General features: G+C 51.5%; 12 protein-coding genes and 2 pseudogenes. 3 read left to right on the forward strand and 11 right to left on the reverse strand.

All coding sequences use genetic code 11. The features are described 5' to 3' along the window. Window positions 1-46: 46 nt before the first annotated feature. On the reverse strand, window positions 47-799 hold the full coding sequence (gene istB, locus BJQ97_RS09305; protein WP_160156363.1) for an IS21-like element helper ATPase IstB: 753 nt from the start codon (window positions 797-799) through the stop codon (window positions 47-49). Beyond that, the gene (gene istA / locus BJQ97_RS09310) at window positions 796-2,301 is read right to left on the reverse strand and encodes an IS21 family transposase (RefSeq protein WP_160156364.1); all 1,506 of its coding nucleotides are present in this window, start codon (window positions 2,299-2,301) and stop codon (window positions 796-798) included. The genes istB and istA overlap by 4 nt, the downstream gene beginning before the upstream one ends. Window positions 2,302-2,578: 277 nt before the next feature. Here istA and BJQ97_RS09315 point away from each other — a divergent pair, with 277 nt between their 5' ends. Continuing rightward, window positions 2,579-4,282: an alkaline phosphatase gene (locus tag BJQ97_RS09315; RefSeq protein WP_407066453.1), complete on the forward strand. Its 1,704-nt coding sequence runs from the start codon at window positions 2,579-2,581 to the stop codon at window positions 4,280-4,282. Window positions 4,283-4,567: 285 nt separating this feature from the next. Here the strand turns inward: BJQ97_RS09315 and BJQ97_RS09325 are convergent, their stop codons facing one another. The 9 genes and pseudogenes from BJQ97_RS09325 to BJQ97_RS09365 all read right to left on the reverse strand — a co-directional run bounded on the left by BJQ97_RS09325 (window position 4,568) and on the right by BJQ97_RS09365 (window position 15,775). Next, the gene (locus BJQ97_RS09325; protein WP_160156365.1) at window positions 4,568-5,254 is read right to left on the reverse strand and encodes a response regulator; all 687 of its coding nucleotides are present in this window, start codon (window positions 5,252-5,254) and stop codon (window positions 4,568-4,570) included. Next, window positions 5,251-6,927: pseudogene (locus BJQ97_RS09330) on the reverse strand (ATP-binding protein). The gene BJQ97_RS09325 and the pseudogene BJQ97_RS09330 overlap by 4 nt, the downstream one beginning before the upstream one ends. A 71-nt stretch (window positions 6,928-6,998) precedes the next feature. Next, window positions 6,999-8,525 (reverse strand): tripartite tricarboxylate transporter permease, encoded by a 1,527-nt coding sequence (locus tag BJQ97_RS09335; protein ID WP_160156367.1) that lies wholly within the window; start codon window positions 8,523-8,525, stop codon window positions 6,999-7,001. A gap of 13 nt (window positions 8,526-8,538) precedes the next feature. Further along, the gene (locus BJQ97_RS09340) at window positions 8,539-8,994 is read right to left on the reverse strand and encodes a tripartite tricarboxylate transporter TctB family protein (RefSeq protein WP_066233748.1); all 456 of its coding nucleotides are present in this window, start codon (window positions 8,992-8,994) and stop codon (window positions 8,539-8,541) included. A 55-nt stretch (window positions 8,995-9,049) separates the two neighbouring features. After that, entirely contained in the window at window positions 9,050-10,090 is a 1,041-nt protein-coding gene (locus BJQ97_RS09345; RefSeq protein ID WP_066233744.1) for a Bug family tripartite tricarboxylate transporter substrate binding protein, read from the reverse strand. A gap of 233 nt (window positions 10,091-10,323) precedes the next feature. Next, window positions 10,324-11,475, reverse strand: a complete 1,152-nt coding sequence (locus tag BJQ97_RS09350) for a mannitol-1-phosphate 5-dehydrogenase (protein ID WP_160156368.1) — start codon at window positions 11,473-11,475, stop codon at window positions 10,324-10,326. Beyond that, window positions 11,475-11,918 carry a PTS mannitol transporter subunit IIA gene (locus BJQ97_RS09355; RefSeq protein ID WP_160156369.1) on the reverse strand — a complete coding sequence of 148 codons (444 nt, stop codon included), beginning with the start codon at window positions 11,916-11,918 and terminating at the stop codon, window positions 11,475-11,477. The genes BJQ97_RS09350 and BJQ97_RS09355 overlap by 1 nt, the downstream gene beginning before the upstream one ends. 5 nt (window positions 11,919-11,923) lie before the next feature. Then, the gene (locus BJQ97_RS09360; RefSeq protein WP_160156370.1) at window positions 11,924-14,014 is read right to left on the reverse strand and encodes a BglG family transcription antiterminator; all 2,091 of its coding nucleotides are present in this window, start codon (window positions 14,012-14,014) and stop codon (window positions 11,924-11,926) included. 309 nt (window positions 14,015-14,323) lie between these two features. After that, complete coding sequence (locus BJQ97_RS09365; RefSeq protein ID WP_160156371.1) at window positions 14,324-15,775, reverse strand: PTS mannitol transporter subunit IIBC; 1,452 nt, start codon at window positions 15,773-15,775, stop codon at window positions 14,324-14,326. Between the two features lie 184 nt (window positions 15,776-15,959). Between BJQ97_RS09365 and tnpC the strand changes: the two are divergent. Both tnpC and BJQ97_RS09375 read left to right on the forward strand, forming a co-directional pair. After that, window positions 15,960-16,848 (forward strand): annotated as a pseudogene (tnpC, locus tag BJQ97_RS09370) (IS66 family transposase); the annotation flags it as partial. Between the two features lie 197 nt (window positions 16,849-17,045). Beyond that, window positions 17,046-18,704 carry an IS1634 family transposase gene (locus tag BJQ97_RS09375; protein WP_160155196.1) on the forward strand — a complete coding sequence of 553 codons (1,659 nt, stop codon included), beginning with the start codon at window positions 17,046-17,048 and terminating at the stop codon, window positions 18,702-18,704. The last annotated feature ends 590 nt before the right edge of the window (window positions 18,705-19,294 follow it).

Below are 19,294 nucleotides of genomic sequence, written 5' to 3' on the forward strand. Positions count from 1 at the left end.
TGCAGAGAAGTGCAAGAAAAAATACATAGGCTTGCCAGCTCAAGACTTAAGGTTCCAGACCGGGGGAAGAGGACGGCTGGATCGCGGAGAGAGCGTTCCGCAGTCGATAGCTCTCTCCCGTAAAGGCCAGGATGTGGGCATGGTGAACCAAGCGATCCACCAGCGCAGCTGTCAAGCGGTTGTCCCCAAACACCCGATTCCACTGTCCAAATTCCAGATTCGACGTCACGATGACGCTTTTTCGCTCATAACAGTCGGCGATAATATGAAACAACAGCTCCGATCCTTGCTTTTGAAACGGCACATAGCCGAGTTCATCCAATATCAACAGTTCGCACGCATCGATGCTTCGTTTCAGCCGCCCGAGCGTGCCATTTTTCAATGCCTCTTCCAGCTGGGCGACGAGATCCGCGACGCGGAAAAACCGAACCTCATGGCCTTGTTGGCACGCCTGGATGCCGAGCGCTGTGGCGAGATGGGTTTTTCCTGTCCCGGGCGAGCCTAAAAGCAGAACGTTTTGCTTTCGCTCCAAAAAGCGAAGGTCACACAATTCCTTCTTCGATGTCGTGGTCGGCCAGTGGATGTGATCCGACCATTCGTAATCCTTCAGCCATTTCAACTCCCGAAACTTGGCTTTCTTGATCAGCCGGGCCTGTTTCGCCTGCTGGCGGCACGACAGCTCCAGCGCCAATACATCCCGCAAAAACTGCTCTTTCGTTTCGAACATCACCTCCTCCAATCGATCCGCGATATAGGCCAAATGCAGCGCTTTACAAATCTCTTTCACCTCTGCTCTCATCCCTGGACACCCCCTTCCCGAACGGGGTGAAGACGTTGATCATACACCGTTAAATCCGTTTCATAGTCGATCAGGACGGAAGGGGTGTACGATTCTTCCCACTTGGCCGGGTAATGGGATTGCTCGGCTTCCATCAACACCCCGATTTCATGAGGAGCCAAGTCCCATCGCTGACTCTCCTCGAGCCACTGGGCGATTTCATAAAGCGTGCAACGATCCAACAGCGCTCGCAGCCCTTTCAAACGGGCCGCCACCTGGGGCGGGGTGCCAGCCAGATACGTTCGGATCGCTTCCGGCAAGTACGCCCGGTATCGGGAATGCCCGACAACCCGGGGGTTGGTCTCCCACTCAGCGAAAATCTCTTTCCAAGGGATCTCGCGTTTCACGTTCGTATACGGCCTTGGCATCTCAAGATGTATGCCTCCGTCAGGAGAGAGCACAAAGAAACGATCCCACTCTTTTTTCACCAATACCCGGTTGGGGACGGACAGGCCATGGACGACGAACGCCTTCCCATCCACCATCACTTCTCCGTACTTATTCACGTAAGCGTGATCGAGGGAGAAGATCGGAAGATCTTGTTCCGGCAACGCCAACAGCTCCGGCCGCTCTTCCTGCCATAGCTCCTCTATCAACCGCCCCTTTTCATAATGAGGGCGGTTTCGGTCCTCGACCATCTTGCGATGCAGCCACTCCACCAGCTCCGGATCCGACTCGATCAACGGAGCCGGGACGAAACAAAGGTTGCGAGTGTAATAGACTTTTCGCTCCGCATTTCCTTTCTCATGTCCGCTGTATGGATTGCACACTTGTACATCAAACCGATAGTAGAGTTGAAATTTCTCAAAAGCCTCGGTGAATTGGCGTTCTCCCCCTTTTCGAATCGACACGATGGCCGCGGACAAATTGTCAATGCGCAATGCCTTTGGCACTCCCCCAGCCTGACGAAACAGCTGCGTCAACCCATGGAGGAAGCATTCACTGTTTTCCGCCGGCAGCGGATAAGCAAACGCAGCGTTGCTATACGGGAAGCTTACGATCAAAACCGATCGTTCTTCTTCCTTCCCCTCCTTCGTCACCACCGTCATCTTCCCGAAATCCACCTGCGCCTCGCCTGGCGGGTGCTCAAGTCGTTCATAGCGCTGTTCTTTCTCGAGTTTGAGCTGCGGTCTTCGTTTTTGCACGTACGCGCAAACGGTGCGATACGAGCCTTGAAATCCATGGTCACGACAAAGCGCTTCAAACATCGTCTTGTTCGTTCGCCGTTGTTTTCTCGGCAGCTTGGCATCCTCCTCCAACCAGTCATCAATGATTTGCCCGTATCCTTCTTCCTCCATCATCCCCTTTTTGCGTTTGATGGTTGGTTGGACAGAAATGCCGCCATCCGCGTATTTCTTGACCGTTCTCCAGTTATATCCCGTTTCGCGGGAAATTTCCGCAATCGATAACCCTTTCTTTTCACGCAGTTTTCTGATACGATTCATTTCGGGCATTGCCAGCATCCTTTCGCTCCTCCACTGTTTGGTTTATGTGTTCACAACTTCCACAGTAGAGGAAATGTTAGGGGCTGGCAAGCCTTTTTTCTTTGCCTTAGGCTCTGCACGTTTCGTTGCAGAACTCTGTATTTTTATTTTGCACTAAACAATCCTTTTTATTCCTCTATAACAAATTCTTTACACATTATTAACTGAATCTACAAAACCGATCCATAAACATTTTCTATAATCATAGTAAACGCTGCTAAAGGAGGAAGGGACATTAAAACCGATCCATCAAAAAATTGCTAGTTTGGCGCTCATCGGATCGTTGACGGCTGGTTCGTTCGCGTTCGCGGCGCGCGGGAAAGAGAAAAAGGAAGACAAGAAAGAGCAGGTAAAAAACGTCATCATGATGGTGATAGACGGGACAAGCGGCGGAGCCACCACATTAGCCAGATGGTACAAAGGAGCACCACTTGCCTTGGACGAAATGGCAAGCGGCGCTGTCCGGACGTACTCTGCCGAATCGGCGATTACCGACTCCGCTCCGGCCGCCACCGCTATGGCGACAGGCTTTAAGTCCAATGACAAGTATATCGGCATCCTGCCGAGCATCGTCAACTCTCCCTGGGTCGCTCCTGTGCCAAAGGAAGAAGCGAAAAAACCGGTCGCCAACGTATTGGAAGGAGCCGAGCTGCACGGAAAATCAACCGGCATCATCGCCACATCAGCCATCCAGCACGCTACACCAGCCGGATTTTCCGCCCATGTCGAACATCGCAATTGGTTTCCTGATATTGCTGAACAACAAGTATACCAGGACATTGAAGTCGTTTTAGGCGGCGGGAAAGAAGCGCTTATACCAGGGAGCGGGAAAAACAACCGGAAAGACAACGAAAATTTGCTTGAGGTGATCAAAGAAAAAGGGTATGACATCGTCGAAACGAGGGACGAACTGCTTCGTTCGAAATCCGATAAAATTTGGGGCATCTTCGCCAATGACGCCATGGCGCAGGATATGAACCGCTCTTATACAAGAGCTAATGAACCGACATTGGCGGAAATGACGAAAAAAGCGATCGAAACATTGTCCAAAGATCAAGACGGGTTCTTCTTGTTTGTCGAAGGCAGCCAAGTCGACTGGGCCGCCCATGCAAACGACCCGGTCGGCATGATCAGCGAAGTTCTGGCGTTTGACGAAGCGGTTAAAGAGGCGCTCTCCTTTGCTAAAAAACGCAACGATACGCTCGTGATTGCCGTCAGCGACCATGGCAACAGCGGCATCACGCTCGGCAACCGAAACACTGACCAAACTTACCCTGAGACCCCTGTTTCCGCTTATATCGAGCCGCTGAAAAAAGCCAAAATGACGTTAGACGGGGCGCTAAGTCAGTTAAAACGTGACAAATCTAACCTTGAAGAAGTCGCTCGATTGTACGGCCTTGACCCATTGACAGCGGAAGAGAAAAAGAAATTAAGCGAATCGACAGACCTTCGCAAAACATTGGCGGAACTCTTAGCGGCACGGGCAAACCTCGGCTTCACGACCGGCGGGCATACGGGAGAGGATGTGTTCCTGTACACCTATGGTCCGAACCGCCCGGTCGGTACGTTTGAGAACACGGATTTGGCCCATATTATGGCCAAAGCGATGGGCTTTGACTTGCGCAAGCTCAACGAGCGGCTGTTTGTCGATGCCAAAAAAGAATTTGAAGCCATTGGCGCCACCGTTGCCATCGACCGAACGGACGCCGCGAATCCTGTTCTCGTCGTGAAAAAAGGAAAGAAAACCGCACAGCTTCCGGTGAACAAAAACATCATGCATATCGACAATCAAACATACGAACTGGAAGGACTGACCGTTTACAGCGGGGAACGGTTCTGGATCGCCAAACAAGCGATTCGCTTGTTCGAGACAGCCCGGCAATTCCATCCATTGACTAAAAAGCGCTGCCATGTCGCCGCGCTTTTCATATGGGGTTGTTTCACCCCCTATTATTCTTAGCCGCCTGGGAATAACAGCCGGGCCGCATACACAACGCCGGTCACGGTAATGGCACTTAACAATGTCGACACTAACACCGCCTGGGCGGCATAAGCTTGGACAACGTATTCATATCAAAATGAAATAAGCGGTGAAGCCATGCCCCAAAGCCGACAATCAACAACATGGGAACCATCACTTGCAACAAAATGTTACTAAAAATGGCCAAGGCGTTTCCCCTCGCTTTCTTTGTGCATATGGCGGCTCGATGTGCCTTGTATAACGTTGTTCAGACTTCTTGCCCTTTTACCCTTTTCTCCGATAAATCCGTTCCGGACGGCCAACGGATCCATAAGCAATATCGGCCGTCACTTGGCCGATCGAGACGAGATACTCCAAGTAGCGGCGGGCCGTTGTCCGGCTCGTACCGATTTGCCTCCCGACTTCTTCGGCGGTGATGCCTTCTGGGCACTGTTTGACAACGGCCAACACTTTTTCAAGCGTCAACGGATGGATTCCCTTTGGCAACACCGGCTGGTCCCTAACCGTTAATTCTCTTCCTATCAATTCATCAACGTCCTCTTGGTCAATCCACTCTTTCTCTTTTACCCATTGCTGCATTTTGTCATAATACTCTTTGTATCGGTTTAACGTTTCCACAAAACGGTCAAACATAATCGGTTTGATAATATAATCAAACACCCCTCTGTGCAACGCTTGCCTAAGCGCATCCACTTCCCGTGCCGCTGTGATCATAATGATATCGATGTTGGAAAAGCGTTCCCGAACCCATTTTAAAAAAGAAAGGCCGTTCATATCTGGAAAATAGACATCAAGCAGCAACACGTCGGGTTGCAACACTTCCGTCAATTCCCTTGCCTCTTCGGCGTTCGTAGCAATGCCGACCACTTCATAACCGTTCACTTTCTCAACAAAGCGCCTGTTGATTTCCGCAATGCGGCGGTCGTCTTCAATAATAAGTACACGAATCACCCCTTCTGCTCCCCTCCCTCCCAAAAATATTGATGCATGAAGGTGTAGCGGTCTTTTGTAGAAAATTCTTCCTTTCGGAACAGGTTGGCACGATCCAGCCGCTTCGGAACAATGACGGTAAACGCCGTGCCCTTTCCTTGTTCCGACTGGTATGTGATTTACCCGTCAAGCATCGCCAGCGCCTTCTTGACAAGATCAAGCCCATACCCACGGACGCCGTTGGTTTTGGTGGAAAAGCCGCGGTCGTATATCCGTTCCGCCACAGCTGGATCGACGCCTAATCCGTTATCTTCAACCTCAATAATCAAATCATTGCCGAGGTCGGTCAAAAAAACGGCCACTCGCTTCTCTTCCTTTCCGTTATGGAGGACTGCTTCCATGGCGTTATCTAATAAATTTCCGATAATTGTTACCAAATGGTCGCGGTCGATCCATGGCGGCACATCGCGAAAACTGCTTTCCCGGTCGATTTCAAACGCAATTTTTAGCTCGTTCGCGCGATTGAATTTGCCGATCAACAGCCCGCCAATCACGGGATCGGGAATTTCTTTCATGACAAACCGGACGATGTTTTGCTGCAGGTCGGTCTCTTTGGTGATGACTTCAAGCGCCTCCTCGTACGCTTCAAGCTGAATTAACCCGGAAATCAAATACAGCTTATTCGAAAATTCGTGCGTTTGCGCGCGCAGCGCGTCGGCATAGCTTCGAAGCTGAGACAGCTCTTTCGTGAGGCGATACAGATCCGACTTATTGCGAAACGTCGATACCGCTCCGATCACGCGCCCTTGCTTGTCTTTGATCGGAATCCGGTTCGCAATGACGGTCTCTCCTCCCAACACCATCTCATCATCGTATTCCGCCCGCCCGGTTCGGATCACTTCAGGCAAGCGGGAATGAGGAATCAGTTGCAAAATCGGTGCCCCTAATACGTCGCACTCATGCTCATAGCCAAGCAACTTGAGCGCCGCCTGGTTGACCATCGTAATCGTCCCTTCGTGACTGATCGCCACAATTCCTTCACGAATGGCTTCTAAAATGGCTTGCTTTTCTTGATACAACACACCAATTTCTTCTGGTTCAAGACCGTGAATCGATTGTTTTACCTTTTTGGCAATCACGACCGCTCCTACCGCTCCAAACAGAAGAGCGAGAACAGAAAAAAAGAAAATTTTCAGACGGTACGTCCAAACGATATGCTCGATATCTTCCAACAAAAACCCAACGGAAACGATGCCAATAACGTTTCCGTTCTCGTCAAAAATCGGCGCTTTTCCCCGGATCGCCGGGCCAAGCGAACCGACCGCCTCCGAAATAATCGCCTTGCCTTTTATCACCTCGCCGTTGTCGCCCCCGACCATCGGTTTGCCGATCCGGTCAGGAAGCGGGTGGGCATAGCGGATTCCTTGGCGGTTGCCAATGACAACGTATTCCGCCCCTGTCTTTTGGCGAATGTGCTCGGCAAACGGCTGCAGCCGCCCTGACGGATTCGGGTCGCGGAACGCTTCGCGCACAAGCGGGGTGGACGCAACGGTTTCCGCCACATTCAATGCCCGCATGCCGATTTGTTGTTTGAGCGTCTCAGCGAACATATGTTGAAATAAGAAGGTAAGAAAAACGATCACAAATAACAGCAATGAACAAATAATGACCATTAACCGTGTCTGAAGCTTCATAGGGCTCGCTCCCCAAGCAGAAAATAAAGAAAGACAATCCGCCTGTTAGGCAGAACGCCTTTCTTCTGTTATTATATATCTTCATTAATGATGACCGTTTTTCCTCTTAATTTCATGACAAACGGCACGGCAATCCATAACAAGGCGATCATCAATAGAACGAGCGAAATCGGTTTTTCAAAAAAGACGAGATAATCCCCGTTTGATGCCGTCAACGCCCGGCGCATATTGTTTTCAATCATCGGTCCCAACACAAGCCCCAACACAAGCGGCGCGAGCGGATAGTCGTGTTCCGCCAGCCAATAGCCGAGCAACCCGAACGCCAACAACAGGAACACATCAAACGTCGTCACTTGCACCGCATACACACCAAACACAGAAATGGCAATAATGAGCGGCAGCAAATATTTCGTCGGCGTTTGGATGATTTTCGCAAATAGTTTCACGAGCGGCATGTTAAGAATCAACAACATCACATTGCCGATAAACATGCTCGCAATCAATCCCCAGGCGACAGCCGGATGCTCATCGAACAACAGTGGACCCGGCTGGACGTTGTACATAATGAGCGCGCCCATCAAAATAGCCGTTGTTCCCGACCCCGGAATGCCTAGCGTCAAAAGCGGAATCATCGCTCCCCCGGACGCTCCGTTGTTCGCTGACTCCGGCGCCGCGACGCCGGCGATCGTCCCTTGCCCAAACTTTTCCGGATGTTTGCTCACTTTCTTTTCAAGAATATAGGAGAAAAACGATGCCAACGTCGCCCCGGCTCCCGGCAGCACCCCGATGAAAAATCCGAGCAGCGACCCACGGGCAATCGGTCCCACACTTTCTTTCAAATCTTCCTTCGTCGGCAAAACGCGACCGATTTTGGCAATTTCTCCTTCGTTCATCTCATTATGGAGAATGGACTTGAATACTTCCCCCAACGCAAACAATCCGACCGCTACTGTTAAAAACTCAAGCCCTCCATACAAATAGGAAATATTGTACGTGAAGCGTGCGACACCAGAGACGTTGTCGAGCCCGATCGTTGAAAGAAGCAGTCCAAAGACGGTCATAATCCACGCTTTGGTCATCGATTTGCCAGCGAGGCCGCTCACCGCGGCCAGCCCAAGCAGCATGAGCGAAAAATACTCCGCCGGGCCGAACTTCAACGCGACATTGGATAGCGGCTCAGCCAATAATACGAGACCGATGAGCGAAACAATCCCAGCGACAAACGAACCGATCGCCGCAATGGCGAGCGCCGCTCCGGCCCTTCCTTGCCGAGCCATTTGATAGCCGTCCAGCGTCGTGACAACAGACGACGATTCCCCGGGTGTATTTAGCAAAATCGAGGTCGTCGACCCGCCGTACATCGCCCCGTAATACACGCCCGCCAGCAAGATGATCGAGCTCGCCGCCGCCTGCTCGGGACTCAAGCCTGATGTCATCGACGCCGTCACCGGAATGAGCAGCGCCACCCCGCTCATCGGGCCGATTCCAGGAAGCACGCCAACCGCCGTGCCAATCAGCACCCCGATAAAGGCAAACAGCAAGTTATGCGGCTGAAGCGCCGTCTGAAACCCATCCAACAAAAACGATAGTGTTTCCATGATGCCCCTCCTTTCACTGGAACCAAATCGGCCAGCTCGGCAACGTTCCTTGCAACAACTTCACATAAAGGCCGTATACGCCTAGCGAAAAGCCAGCCGCAATGGCGATTGACTTCCATAACGCCCCTTTTTCCATCGTTTGAAAGCCGATAACAAGAAACAGAAACGTCGTGATCACATATCCAACCGTTTCGAGCAACGCCGCATAGAAAACAGCGGCGATGAAAATGATGAGAAATTTTTTATATTGCCGCGGCGGCTTCTCGCCTGCCGCATCCGAATAACTTCTCGTTTCAAACAACAGTTTGATGCTTAATAAAACCAACACAAGTCCAAGCAAAAACGGAAACACGTTCGGCCCGACAGCGCTGCCGTAAGCGCTTTTCGATAGGCGCAAGCTTTCAACCATAAACAGCGCCCCGACGGCCAGAAATGCCGCCGCCGCGATCCGGTCAGCCGTTTTGTTCATCACTTTACCTCCTGTTCTTTACGAAAAAGGGGAAGAATGATCTTCCCCCTTGATCTTACTTATGCATACCGAGCGACTTCAAAAGGTCGCCGATTTGTTGCTCCTGTTCTTGCAAAAATTTCATAAACTCTTCCGAATTGCGATATTCTGCTTCCCAGCCTTGCTTTTGCAGCTCTTCTTTCCATTTTTCGTGCTCAGACAATTTTTTCAATGTCTCTTCCCAAAACGTTTTCGCTTCCGGAGACATTTGCTTCGGTCCAAAGACCCCGCGCCAAATCGTAAACTCGGCATCAATGCCAAGCTCTTTCATCGTCGGCACGTCTTTCAGCACTCCGCCAAGGCGTTCTGGAGCTGAAACCGCCAGCACCCGCACTTTGCCGGCTTTCAAATACTCCCCAACCGACGATGCGTCCGTCGCGATCACATCCGCATTGCCGCCAAGCAGCGCAGCCATCGCTTCCCCGCCGCCATCATACGAAACGTATTTCACCGATTTCGGATCGATGCCTGATTTGTAAATTGGCAAAATGGCCACTAAGTGGTCCATCGAACCTGGCGCCGACCCCCCTGCTACCGTGACTGATTTCGGATCTTGTTTAATGGCGTTCAGCAGGTCAGTCAACGTTTGAAACTTCGAATCCGCTTTGACGACAATCGCGCCAAAATCTTTCGTCAGCTGGGCGAGCGGTGTCGTATCTTTGTAGCCAAACGGGCTGTTTCCTTCCTTTTTCAGGTTGTTGATGATAATCGGCGGCGAATTGACAAACAGTTTGTAATCGTTTTTGACATCTTGGGTGGCGTATTCGGCCATAAAGACCGCCCCGCCGCCGCCTGGTTTGTTTTCGACCGTCATCGTTTGTTTGACGAGCCCTGTCTCATCCAACACTTTCGTGATCGCGCGGGCCGTTAAATCCCATCCTCCTCCCGCCCCGGATGGAGCGACAATGGTGATCGGCTTCGTCGGATAGTTTGAGGCCGATGAACCAGAGTTCGAACCGGACGATTTCGATCCTGCCGATTCATTGCCACCACAGGCTGCCAATGCCAGTGTCATCATCCCGGCAGCGAGCAATCCCCACCATCTTGTTTTCTTCATTCTCCCTTGCCCCCTTGTTTTTGATACCGTTTTCAAAAACAACCTTATCACGATCCAAAATCAACGTGAAGTTTTCGAAAATAAAATGAATTTTGTGCATTTTGTTCACGAACGCGTTCTCTGCAAAAAAGTCTTGGCATGGTCAGGGCGCCGAGCAAGAAACTGAAAGCTCACAGCTCAAAAAAAAAGCCGCCAGTCTTCAAGACTAGCGATAAACAAAGAAGCGTCGATTTCTACTTTTCCATCCTCTCATATTCCTCTCTCACCACCGCCACGAGCGGATGGTCACGCTCAAGCCCCGCGTATTGCCGAAGCGCGCCTTCGATTCCGTGTTGTGCGATCGTTTGTTGGAGAGCGGCGGCTTCGCTGTCTTCGGGATGGTCGAACCGGAGCAGCGCCGCAATTCCTTTGGGGAGACCTGCAGGGACGCTCCTAAACAGCGTGCAATATTGCACAGCTGGGGCAACGAGGCGGTCGTTCGGCCCGAGCTTGCGGATCGGCGAGCGGGCGACGCGGATGATGTCATCAGACAGCGCCGGATTCATGAAACGTCCGATCGTCGTGTCGATATACGCGCGGTGCTCTTTTGCGTCCCAGCCGTGTTTGTTCACCAACACCGCTCCGGATTCGCTGAGCGCTTGTTCGACATCCGCCCGAATCCCGGCATCTTTCATCGCTTCTTGAACGGTGCTGTATTGTTTCTGATATCCTAAGTAAGCAGCCAGGGCATGGCCGGTGTTGACGGTAAATAATTTGCGCTCGATATACGGGCCTAAATCGGCAACGAATTGGGCTCCTTGAATCGGCGGAACAGCGCCGATGACGTTTCGCGTTTCAATCGCCCATTCGAAAAACGGCTCGACGGTCACCGCCAGCGGATCATCGTTCATTTGGTTCGGCACAATGCGGTCGACTGCGCAGTTAAGGAAGCCAACCGATTCGCCCGCCAGCTGTTGTTCTGCTTCGGAAAGATGGGCAAATACGTGCTGCTTCAACGTCTCCGTGCCGCCAATCATATTTTCGCACGCGATGACGTGAAGCGGCTTTTCTTGAACGACAAACCGTTGCTCAAGCCCGGCGGCAATGACTGGGGCGATGGCCGGCAAAATGTGCGGGCCGACCGCGGTCGTCACCAAATCGGCATCCGCAATCGCCGCGACAACCTGTTCCCGCTCCGTTTGGCTGTTTAACGCAGAAACGCCGCGCACCCATTGTTCTTCCCGATGTTCACCAGCGACAATCACGCGGTATTCTCCCCGCTCTTTCAGCAGGCGGACGATTTGTTCATTGACATCGACAAACACGACGTCATAGCCGGATGCCGCGAGCAAGCTGCCGATAAACCCGCGGCCGATGTTGCCGGCGCCAAAATGGACGGCCCGCATTAGCCGTTCACCTCGTCAAGTAGCGCGAGAATGTCCTCTTCCGTTTTCGCGTGCGCCATCGCTTCCACATTGTCCGCTTCCGCGCAAACGAGCGCCAGTTTCGAAAGAATGTCCAAATGTTCGCCATCTTTGCCGGCAATGCCAATCACGATCGTGGCGATGTTGCCGTTGCCAAAATCGACCCCATCTGGGATTTGTACAATCGAAATGCCCGATTGTTTCACTAGGGACTTGGCTGCTTCCGTCCCGTGCGGAATGGCGACGTGGTTGCCGATGTAAGTCGTGGTCAATTCTTCCCGCTCAAGCATTGCATCAATATACGACGGGGCGACATATCCTTGCTTCACAAGCACTTCTCCAGCAAGACGGATCGCTTCTTCTTTCGTTTTTACTTGTGCATTCAGCACAATGTTCGCTTTATTTAAAATCGAATCGGTCAACATTCGTTTCACTCCTTCGCCAATGTCCAATAATCATCGAAAAATTGTTCCAAATGAGCGCTGATAAGCAAATGCACTTGTTCTTCATCACCGTGCGTCAAGATGGCGAGCGTTTGCTCGTCTTTGACGAACAGCGAGCTGATGTGGCTTAAGACAGCCAACATCTCCTCGTCCGCATCCGCCGGTCCAAGAAGCAGCACAACCGTGTTGATGTCCATCGGCTCCCCATCCATGCCGGATACCGTTTGCGGCTCACCCAATCGATACATCGTCAGCGACGGTCGAAGGACCGCAAAGCTTCGGGCGTGGTAAAGCGCCAGCGTCGTGCCAGGGACGCCAAGCCCGCCAAGCGACTCCCGCCGCTGCAATTCCTCAAAAACGACATTGGCATCGACGATGACGCCGTTTCGCTCTAAGCGGCGGCACGCATCGGCCAACAACTCATGAACCGAACGGACCTTGACCACCTCGAGGGAAAAACCGTCCAAAATGTGAATGATTGTCTCGCTGATGCGCCGAACCGCCTTCATTGTGTCGAGCGCCCGCCGGTTTCGCCGTGCCATCGGCTCTTTCTCCATCCGTTTTTCAGCGGCTGATTTCCGCTCCAAACACTCGCGAATCTTCCGCGCTTCCTCCTCTGTCAGCATCGGGCTGACGACGATATGCGGCCCATACTCCTCCGGAAGCGGCACGGTCGAGATGACGAGATCGTACCCGCTTACATCTTTTCCTCTCCATTCAAACACGGAAGCTTGTTCCAGCGAAACAATGTCCGGAATCTCTTTTTTCAGCCTCGTCGCTAACATTTTCGCCGTCCCAAGCCCGCTCGAACAAATGACGAGCACCTTCCAACCTTTTTTCTCCCGCATAAGCGCAGCCGCAAAATGAAGCACTAAATAGCCGATCTCCTCGTCCGGCACCGGAATGTCGCCAAACAGCTGCCGCGCCCCGTCTGCGACAATGACAAACAGCTCTGCATAGTCTTGTTTGATTTGATCGAGCAGCGGATTGGCGATCCCCATTCCATGTTCAAGACGGTACAGTGCCGGTTTTAAGTGAACGACCAGGTCTTCATATAGCGTGCGGTCAACCGACAAATCGACGCCAAGTTCGCGGCTGACAAAGCGAATGAGCTGTTGCGCTTTCATGCCGACGACCAAGCTCGGCTCTTCCATCACTGCTCCTTGACGGCTACGCCATTTCGCTCCCATCAAGTGCATCGTCATATAGCCGACTTCTTCGTTTGGAATGTCAATGCCAAAGGCCCTTTCTAACGATTCGGCGAGCACGCGAGCGATTTCGTACTCTTTTGTCGCTTGAAGCGCCTGCAAATCCCGTGGATCGAAGTGAATCGCTTCTCCCCGTTTGATGCGCTCGATGGCAAGAGCCAAGTGAACGACAAAGGCGATGTACGAGCTGTCGGCCATCGTAAATGGGAGCTTTTCTTTCACTTGCTCGATTTGTTTTTCAATGAGAGTGAGCTTTTTCCGATCAACGAGCCCGAGTAGCTTCTCCGCCATCGTATCAATCGGATCGTCCGCCCGCTTTTGGATCGTCTCTTTCATCAGCGCTAAAAACTCATGTTCATTAACATGACGGAACAACAAATCGCTGATGAGGCGCCGTTTTGCTGATTCCGAACCGGCAAGCTCGACACCGTATCCGCGCTTGCGGATGAGCGAAAGCCCGTACGCTTCTACCGTTTGTTCCAATTTGTCCAAATCCAAGCTGACAGTGGCGACCGTGACGTTCAAGTCATGGGCCAATGAGACGAGCTTCACCGGCTCGGTGGCTTCCAACAGCGCAATTAAAATCATGAGCTGCCGCTCTTCGGGGGTGTATTCATGATGAGAAAGGCGAAGCAGCTCTGCGGCCAGCGCCTGCTTGTTTTCTTCCGCCCCGACGAGGCGAATGCCGACCCCCGCTTTTTTCGCCAGCCCGAGCCCGTAGCGGCGCAAGACGGATTCGAGTCTTTGCAAATCACGGTGAACCGTGCGGGCGCTGACATTCAGCTCTTCGGCCAACTCACCGACTGTCACGTCTCGGTCATCCGCCAACAACCGCTCAAGCAGCTTTCTCTCCCTTGCCGATACGTACATCGCCGTTCACCTCCCATCCTAGAGGCGGTATTGTTGACATTTTTGAAATAAGCTATGACTTTTTCTATTTTATTGTAAGAGCTTTTTTCTTGATTTGACAACGAATAAATGTTTCGTTTTCGTCATTGTTATTGTTGACATTTTTTAATTTTGCATACATGTTTCTCTTTCGCCGTTTGACGAAGTTCACAGCGGTTGGGCCCATCCATACAGATGGAAGCGGATGAAAGTGTCCCAAGCAGTCGAGGTAAACACGAAATCGCAAAGCAAAACGCAGGGGAACGCCATTCCCCCGCGTCTCATGTCCATTTACTCATTCTTTTTCAATCGCTCGATCAACTCATCATATTTCGGGCTGTTTAAGAAGTTTTCCACCGACACATGGTACGCGTTCGGCAACTTTGCTTTTGCCCGGTCGGTTAGGTTTTGATGAGTGACGACGATGTCGGCATCCGGCGGCAGCTGGTTGATCGCCGTGTTCGTCACTTCGATATCGAGCCCGGCCTTTTGCACTTTGTTGCGCAAAATCGACGCCCCCATCGCGCTTGAGCCCATTCCGGCATCGCACGCGAACACAATTTTTTTCACGCGGCCAGGAACCACTTGCTGAACCGCAGCTGCCGAAGCGGCTTCTTTCTGTTGCAACGCCGCGGCTGCTTGGCTCTTTTTCCCTTTCAGCTGTTCCATTTTTTCCGTTGCTTTCGTCAAATCTTCTTCCTCTTCGTTTTGTTTCGCCGATTTTAAGAACACGGACGCGACGAGGAATGACACAGCCGCCGCAACGAACACACCCGCCAACACGCCGAAGTAATTCCCTTTTGGCGTCATTGCCAGCAAGGCGAAAATGCTTCCCGGCGACGGCACCGCCACCAGACCGGCATGGAACACGGTAAATGTAAACACCCCGCTCACCCCGCCGGCCATCGCCGCCAAAATCAAAATCGGGCGCATGAGAATGTACGGGAAGTAAATTTCATGAATCCCACCTAAGAAGTGGATAATAACCGCCCCCGGCGCCGACTGTTTCGCCATTCCTTTGCCAAACAGCCAGTACGCCAGCAAAATGCCAAGTCCTGGGCCAGGGTTCGTTTCCAGCAAGAACAAAATCGATTTCCCGGTTTTCGCCGCTTGCTCGACGCCGAGCGGGCTTAAAATCCCATGGTTGATCGCATTGTTCAAAAACAGCACTTTCCCCGGTTCAATAAACAAGTTCGCCAGCGGCAACAAGTGCCAGTCGATAATTTTTTCGACTCCGGCTGCCAATGTTTTACTGATCCCAGAAATGACCGGGCCGACTCCTTTAAAAGCGAGCAACGTCAACACGCCGCCGACGATCCCGGCCGAGAAGTTGTTGACGAGCATCTCAAATCCTTGCTTTACTTTCCCTTGGAACAACCCATCCACTTTTTTGATCACATAACCGCCAAGCGGCCCCATGATCATCGCGCCTAAAAACATCGGGATGTCTGAACCGACGACGACCCCCATCGTCGCTGTCGCCCCCACGACGCCGCCGCGGACGTCATAAATCATTTTGCCGCCCGTATAGCCAATCAACAACGGCAACAAATACGTAATCATCGGCCCGACGAGCTTCGCAAACGTCTCGTTCGGCCACCAGCCCGTCGGGATAAACAGGGCGGTAATCAGCCCCCAGGCGATAAACGCCCCAATATTCGGCATAATCATGCCGCTCAAATAACTGCCAAACCGTTGAATCTTTACACGGAAGCCTGTTTCGTTTCCGGTTGTATGCGTCATAAAGCTGTTCCTCCTTTTCTGCTTGACTGTACCTTTATCTTAAAACGCTTACAACCGACCTTCAATGAAAAGTAAACGCGATTTTGTCAATGGGGTTATTGTCAGGCTTAAAAAAGAAAAAGGCCCAGCGCGGTGGGCGGGGCTACAGCGTTTCTTCCGCTGTTTTTTGCAAGCAAAAAACAGGCTGAGTGTGCTGTATCATCGGATGCACGAACATCTTCTGGAGCTGGATATTATTCATGCCGATGAAACCACCCTTCAGGTTCTTCAGGAACCTGGAAGACCGGCTACTTCTACCTCCTATTTATGGCAGTATCAGACAGGAATAGAAGGTCCGCCTATCATCCTTTATGAGTATCAGGAAACGAGAGCTGGGGAAAACCCGAAGAATTTCCTAAACGGTTTTCAAGGCTATTTGCAGGTGGATGGATACGCAGGATACCATCAAGTGCCAAACGTAACCTTGGTTGGTTGTTGGGCTCATGCGCGTAGAGGATTTACAGACGCCCTAAAATCCATGCCTGCCCATAGCGTGACACCAGTGACCGCAACGGAAGGTCTGAATTTCTGTAACCAACTGTTTGCGGTGGAACGTAAATTAAAAAATTAGACCTAACGATCGGTAGGAAGAACGTCTAAAGCAAAGCAAACCCATCATAGACGCTTTTTTGTCATGGCTTCAAAAGCAAAAACAGCACGTGTTGCCAAAGAGCGCATTAGGAAAAGCCATTGCGTATTGTCTGAACCAATGGGATAAATTAGTGGCCTTTTTAGAGGATGGGCGACTGGAGATCGATAATAATCGTAGCGAACGCTCGATCAAATCGGTGGTCATCGGGAGGAAAAATTGGCTTTTCGCCAATACACCACAAGGTGCACGGGCAAGTGCCATCATCTACAGCATAGTGGATACAGCGAAAGCGAATCAATTACATCCATATTACTACCTTCGCTATCTTTTTGAGAAGCTTCCCAATATGGATTTGTCAGACAAGAACGCATTGGATCAACTGCTTCCTTGGTCAACCACACTCCCTGTTTCATGTATTGCTTTTCAGCAGCTAACTAAATAATACCCCAAGCCCCGGCCTTCAAAAAGGTGGGGGCTATTTGACGTTTACTTACAAATAGGGAATGTTCGACAAATTCAATAAAATTCCTTCCATAAAACTCACATTTCGCACCCTCCCGACGAAAATCGGGAGGATTTTTTCATCCCGATGTCGAATAGGTCCTTGGTACACAAGGAATGCAAAGGAGTTTCCACACCATGGACGTTCGAATTCGTGCTATTTATGAAAGTTCCTATTTGAATATAATAAGCGCCATCTTCAAGGATCTTGGCCTCCCCCAGCTGATTGACCGGCTGGTTCCGGTGGATCCCCAATGCCAAACCCGAGCCAGCGATGTGGTCTGGCTGCTCATCCTGGATATCTTGAGCGGCCGTCAAGCGCTGGTTCATTTGGAACGATGGGCGCATGAAATCGATTTGCCCAAGCTGATCCGGCCGGGGCTCCAGCCTTCTTGGTTCAATGACGATGCCATCGCCCGCCATCTGGATCGCCTGTATGATGCCAACATCCATCAAGTCATTTCGGCTTGCCTTGTGCAGATCTACAAGGAGGAAGGCATCCCCCTTCGGGTGTTCCATGCCGATACGACCGATGTATCGGTTTACGGCACGTATGAATCGGCCTCGCCGGATACCCTGCATATTGCCCATGGCTACAACCGGCAACACCATTGGCAAAAGCAGATCGGCTTCGGACTGATCGGCAACGAGGATGGCGTTCCTTTTTATGGAGATGTGCACGACGGCAACCTGCCGGACAAAACGTGGAATCCCGAGGTGCTGTCCCGTGTCCATGAGCAGCTGAAGCAAGCGAAGATCGAGGACGAATGGATTTATGTGGCGGATTCCGCCGCGATGACGAAGGACACGCTGGCGCAAACGAAAGCGGCGAACGCCTTTTTGATCACCAGAGGCCCTTCGTCGCTCCGGATCGTGAAAACCGTGCTGGCGCAAGCCGATGCCAGGGACACGACGTGGAGCGATCCATTTTCGCTGGCGGAGAAAAACGGCGCCACGTATCGGGTATGGGAAACGACATCGACGTATGAAGGACATCCGGTTCGGCTGGTCGTCGTCGAATCGAGTGCCCTCGACCAACGGAAAGGAAAGACGCTCGAAAAAGAACGAGCACAAGAAGCGGAGCTTCTTGCGCAGGAACAAGCCCGTTGGGAGCGCCACCCGTTTTCGTGCCGGGAAGACGCCGAACAAGCCTTGGCATCCCTCAAGGCATCCCTTCGTCCCCGGTTCCATCGAGTGGAGGCCGTCGTCGAAGAGATCGTGCGCCCGAAAAAACGGCGCGGACGGCCGAAAAAAGGGGCGGAACCGGAAATGGAGACGCTGTACACCCTTCGCCTGAGCGTGGAATTCGACCAAGACGCGTGGGAACAGGCGAGACGGAAAGCGTCCCGGTTTGTTCTCGTCACGACGGTGCCGGAGGAATGGAAGGACCGACGAATGGACGCGAAAGAGATCTTGAAGCTGTATAAAGGGCAGATCTCGGTGGAAATGAACTTCTCCTTCCTGAAAGATCCGTTCTTTACGGACGAGATTTACGTGAAAAAACCGGAACGAGTGGCGGTGTTGGGCTATTTGTTTCTCCTCGCATTGGCCATTTACCGCGTCTTCCAGCGCCGGGTGCGTCAGTTTATTACGCCGGAGTGCCCGTTAAAGGGCGCAGGAGGCCGCAAGCTGACCCGTCCGACCGGGCAGGCGATTTTTCAGTTGTTCTGGTATGTGAAAGTCGTCCTGTTGGAGCTGCCGGATGGGCAAATCCAACGCGCGTTAGGGAAACCGCTCACCTACGAGCAGCGAAGGATTCTGCAAGAGTTGGGAATGGACGAAAGCATTTACGTCTAATCTCATAAGGAACGATGAGCGATGGTAAAAAAAGGATTGCCATCGCTTGTTGTGTTGGCTCAAAAAATATTTTAAAAAAATGAATAAAAAATCCTTTGTTTCTGCACTACTGGGGTGCGAAATGTGAGATAAAAATAAAAAGACTTGTCGAAAATTTCGACAAGTCTGGTAAATGCATATCTTAAAAAAATCGCCGTATTCATCTTTCCGATCACGGAATAAAACATTCCGCCGTATACGACAATTGTTTCCGCATAACATTTTATACCCGCCCCGTTTTTATCTATATAGATGCAATTTGAAGCTTTAACATTTGTCGCTTTTACCGAGCATTTGCTCGACTGTCGGGCGACCGAACAACGCGCTTCCAGACCCATGTATAGGTCTGTGAAGCGGGTGGTTGTTCGGTCTTCCGTCACGCCTTGGCGTGACGGAGGCAAGCTGTGGCTTGCCTTCGACAGTCGAAAAATGGAGAAGCGACTTTCCGTCAAGGATATGTTAAACTTTTTCGTTGCATCTATATAGTGCCACAGGTAAAATAATAGCCCACATCATTTTTGCTTTGCACATCTTCACTAATTCAGATCCAC

It is taken from the genome of Geobacillus sp. TFV-3 (assembly GCF_009901865.1).
GTDB classification, from domain to species: domain Bacteria; phylum Bacillota; class Bacilli; order Bacillales; family Anoxybacillaceae; genus Geobacillus; species Geobacillus thermoleovorans_A.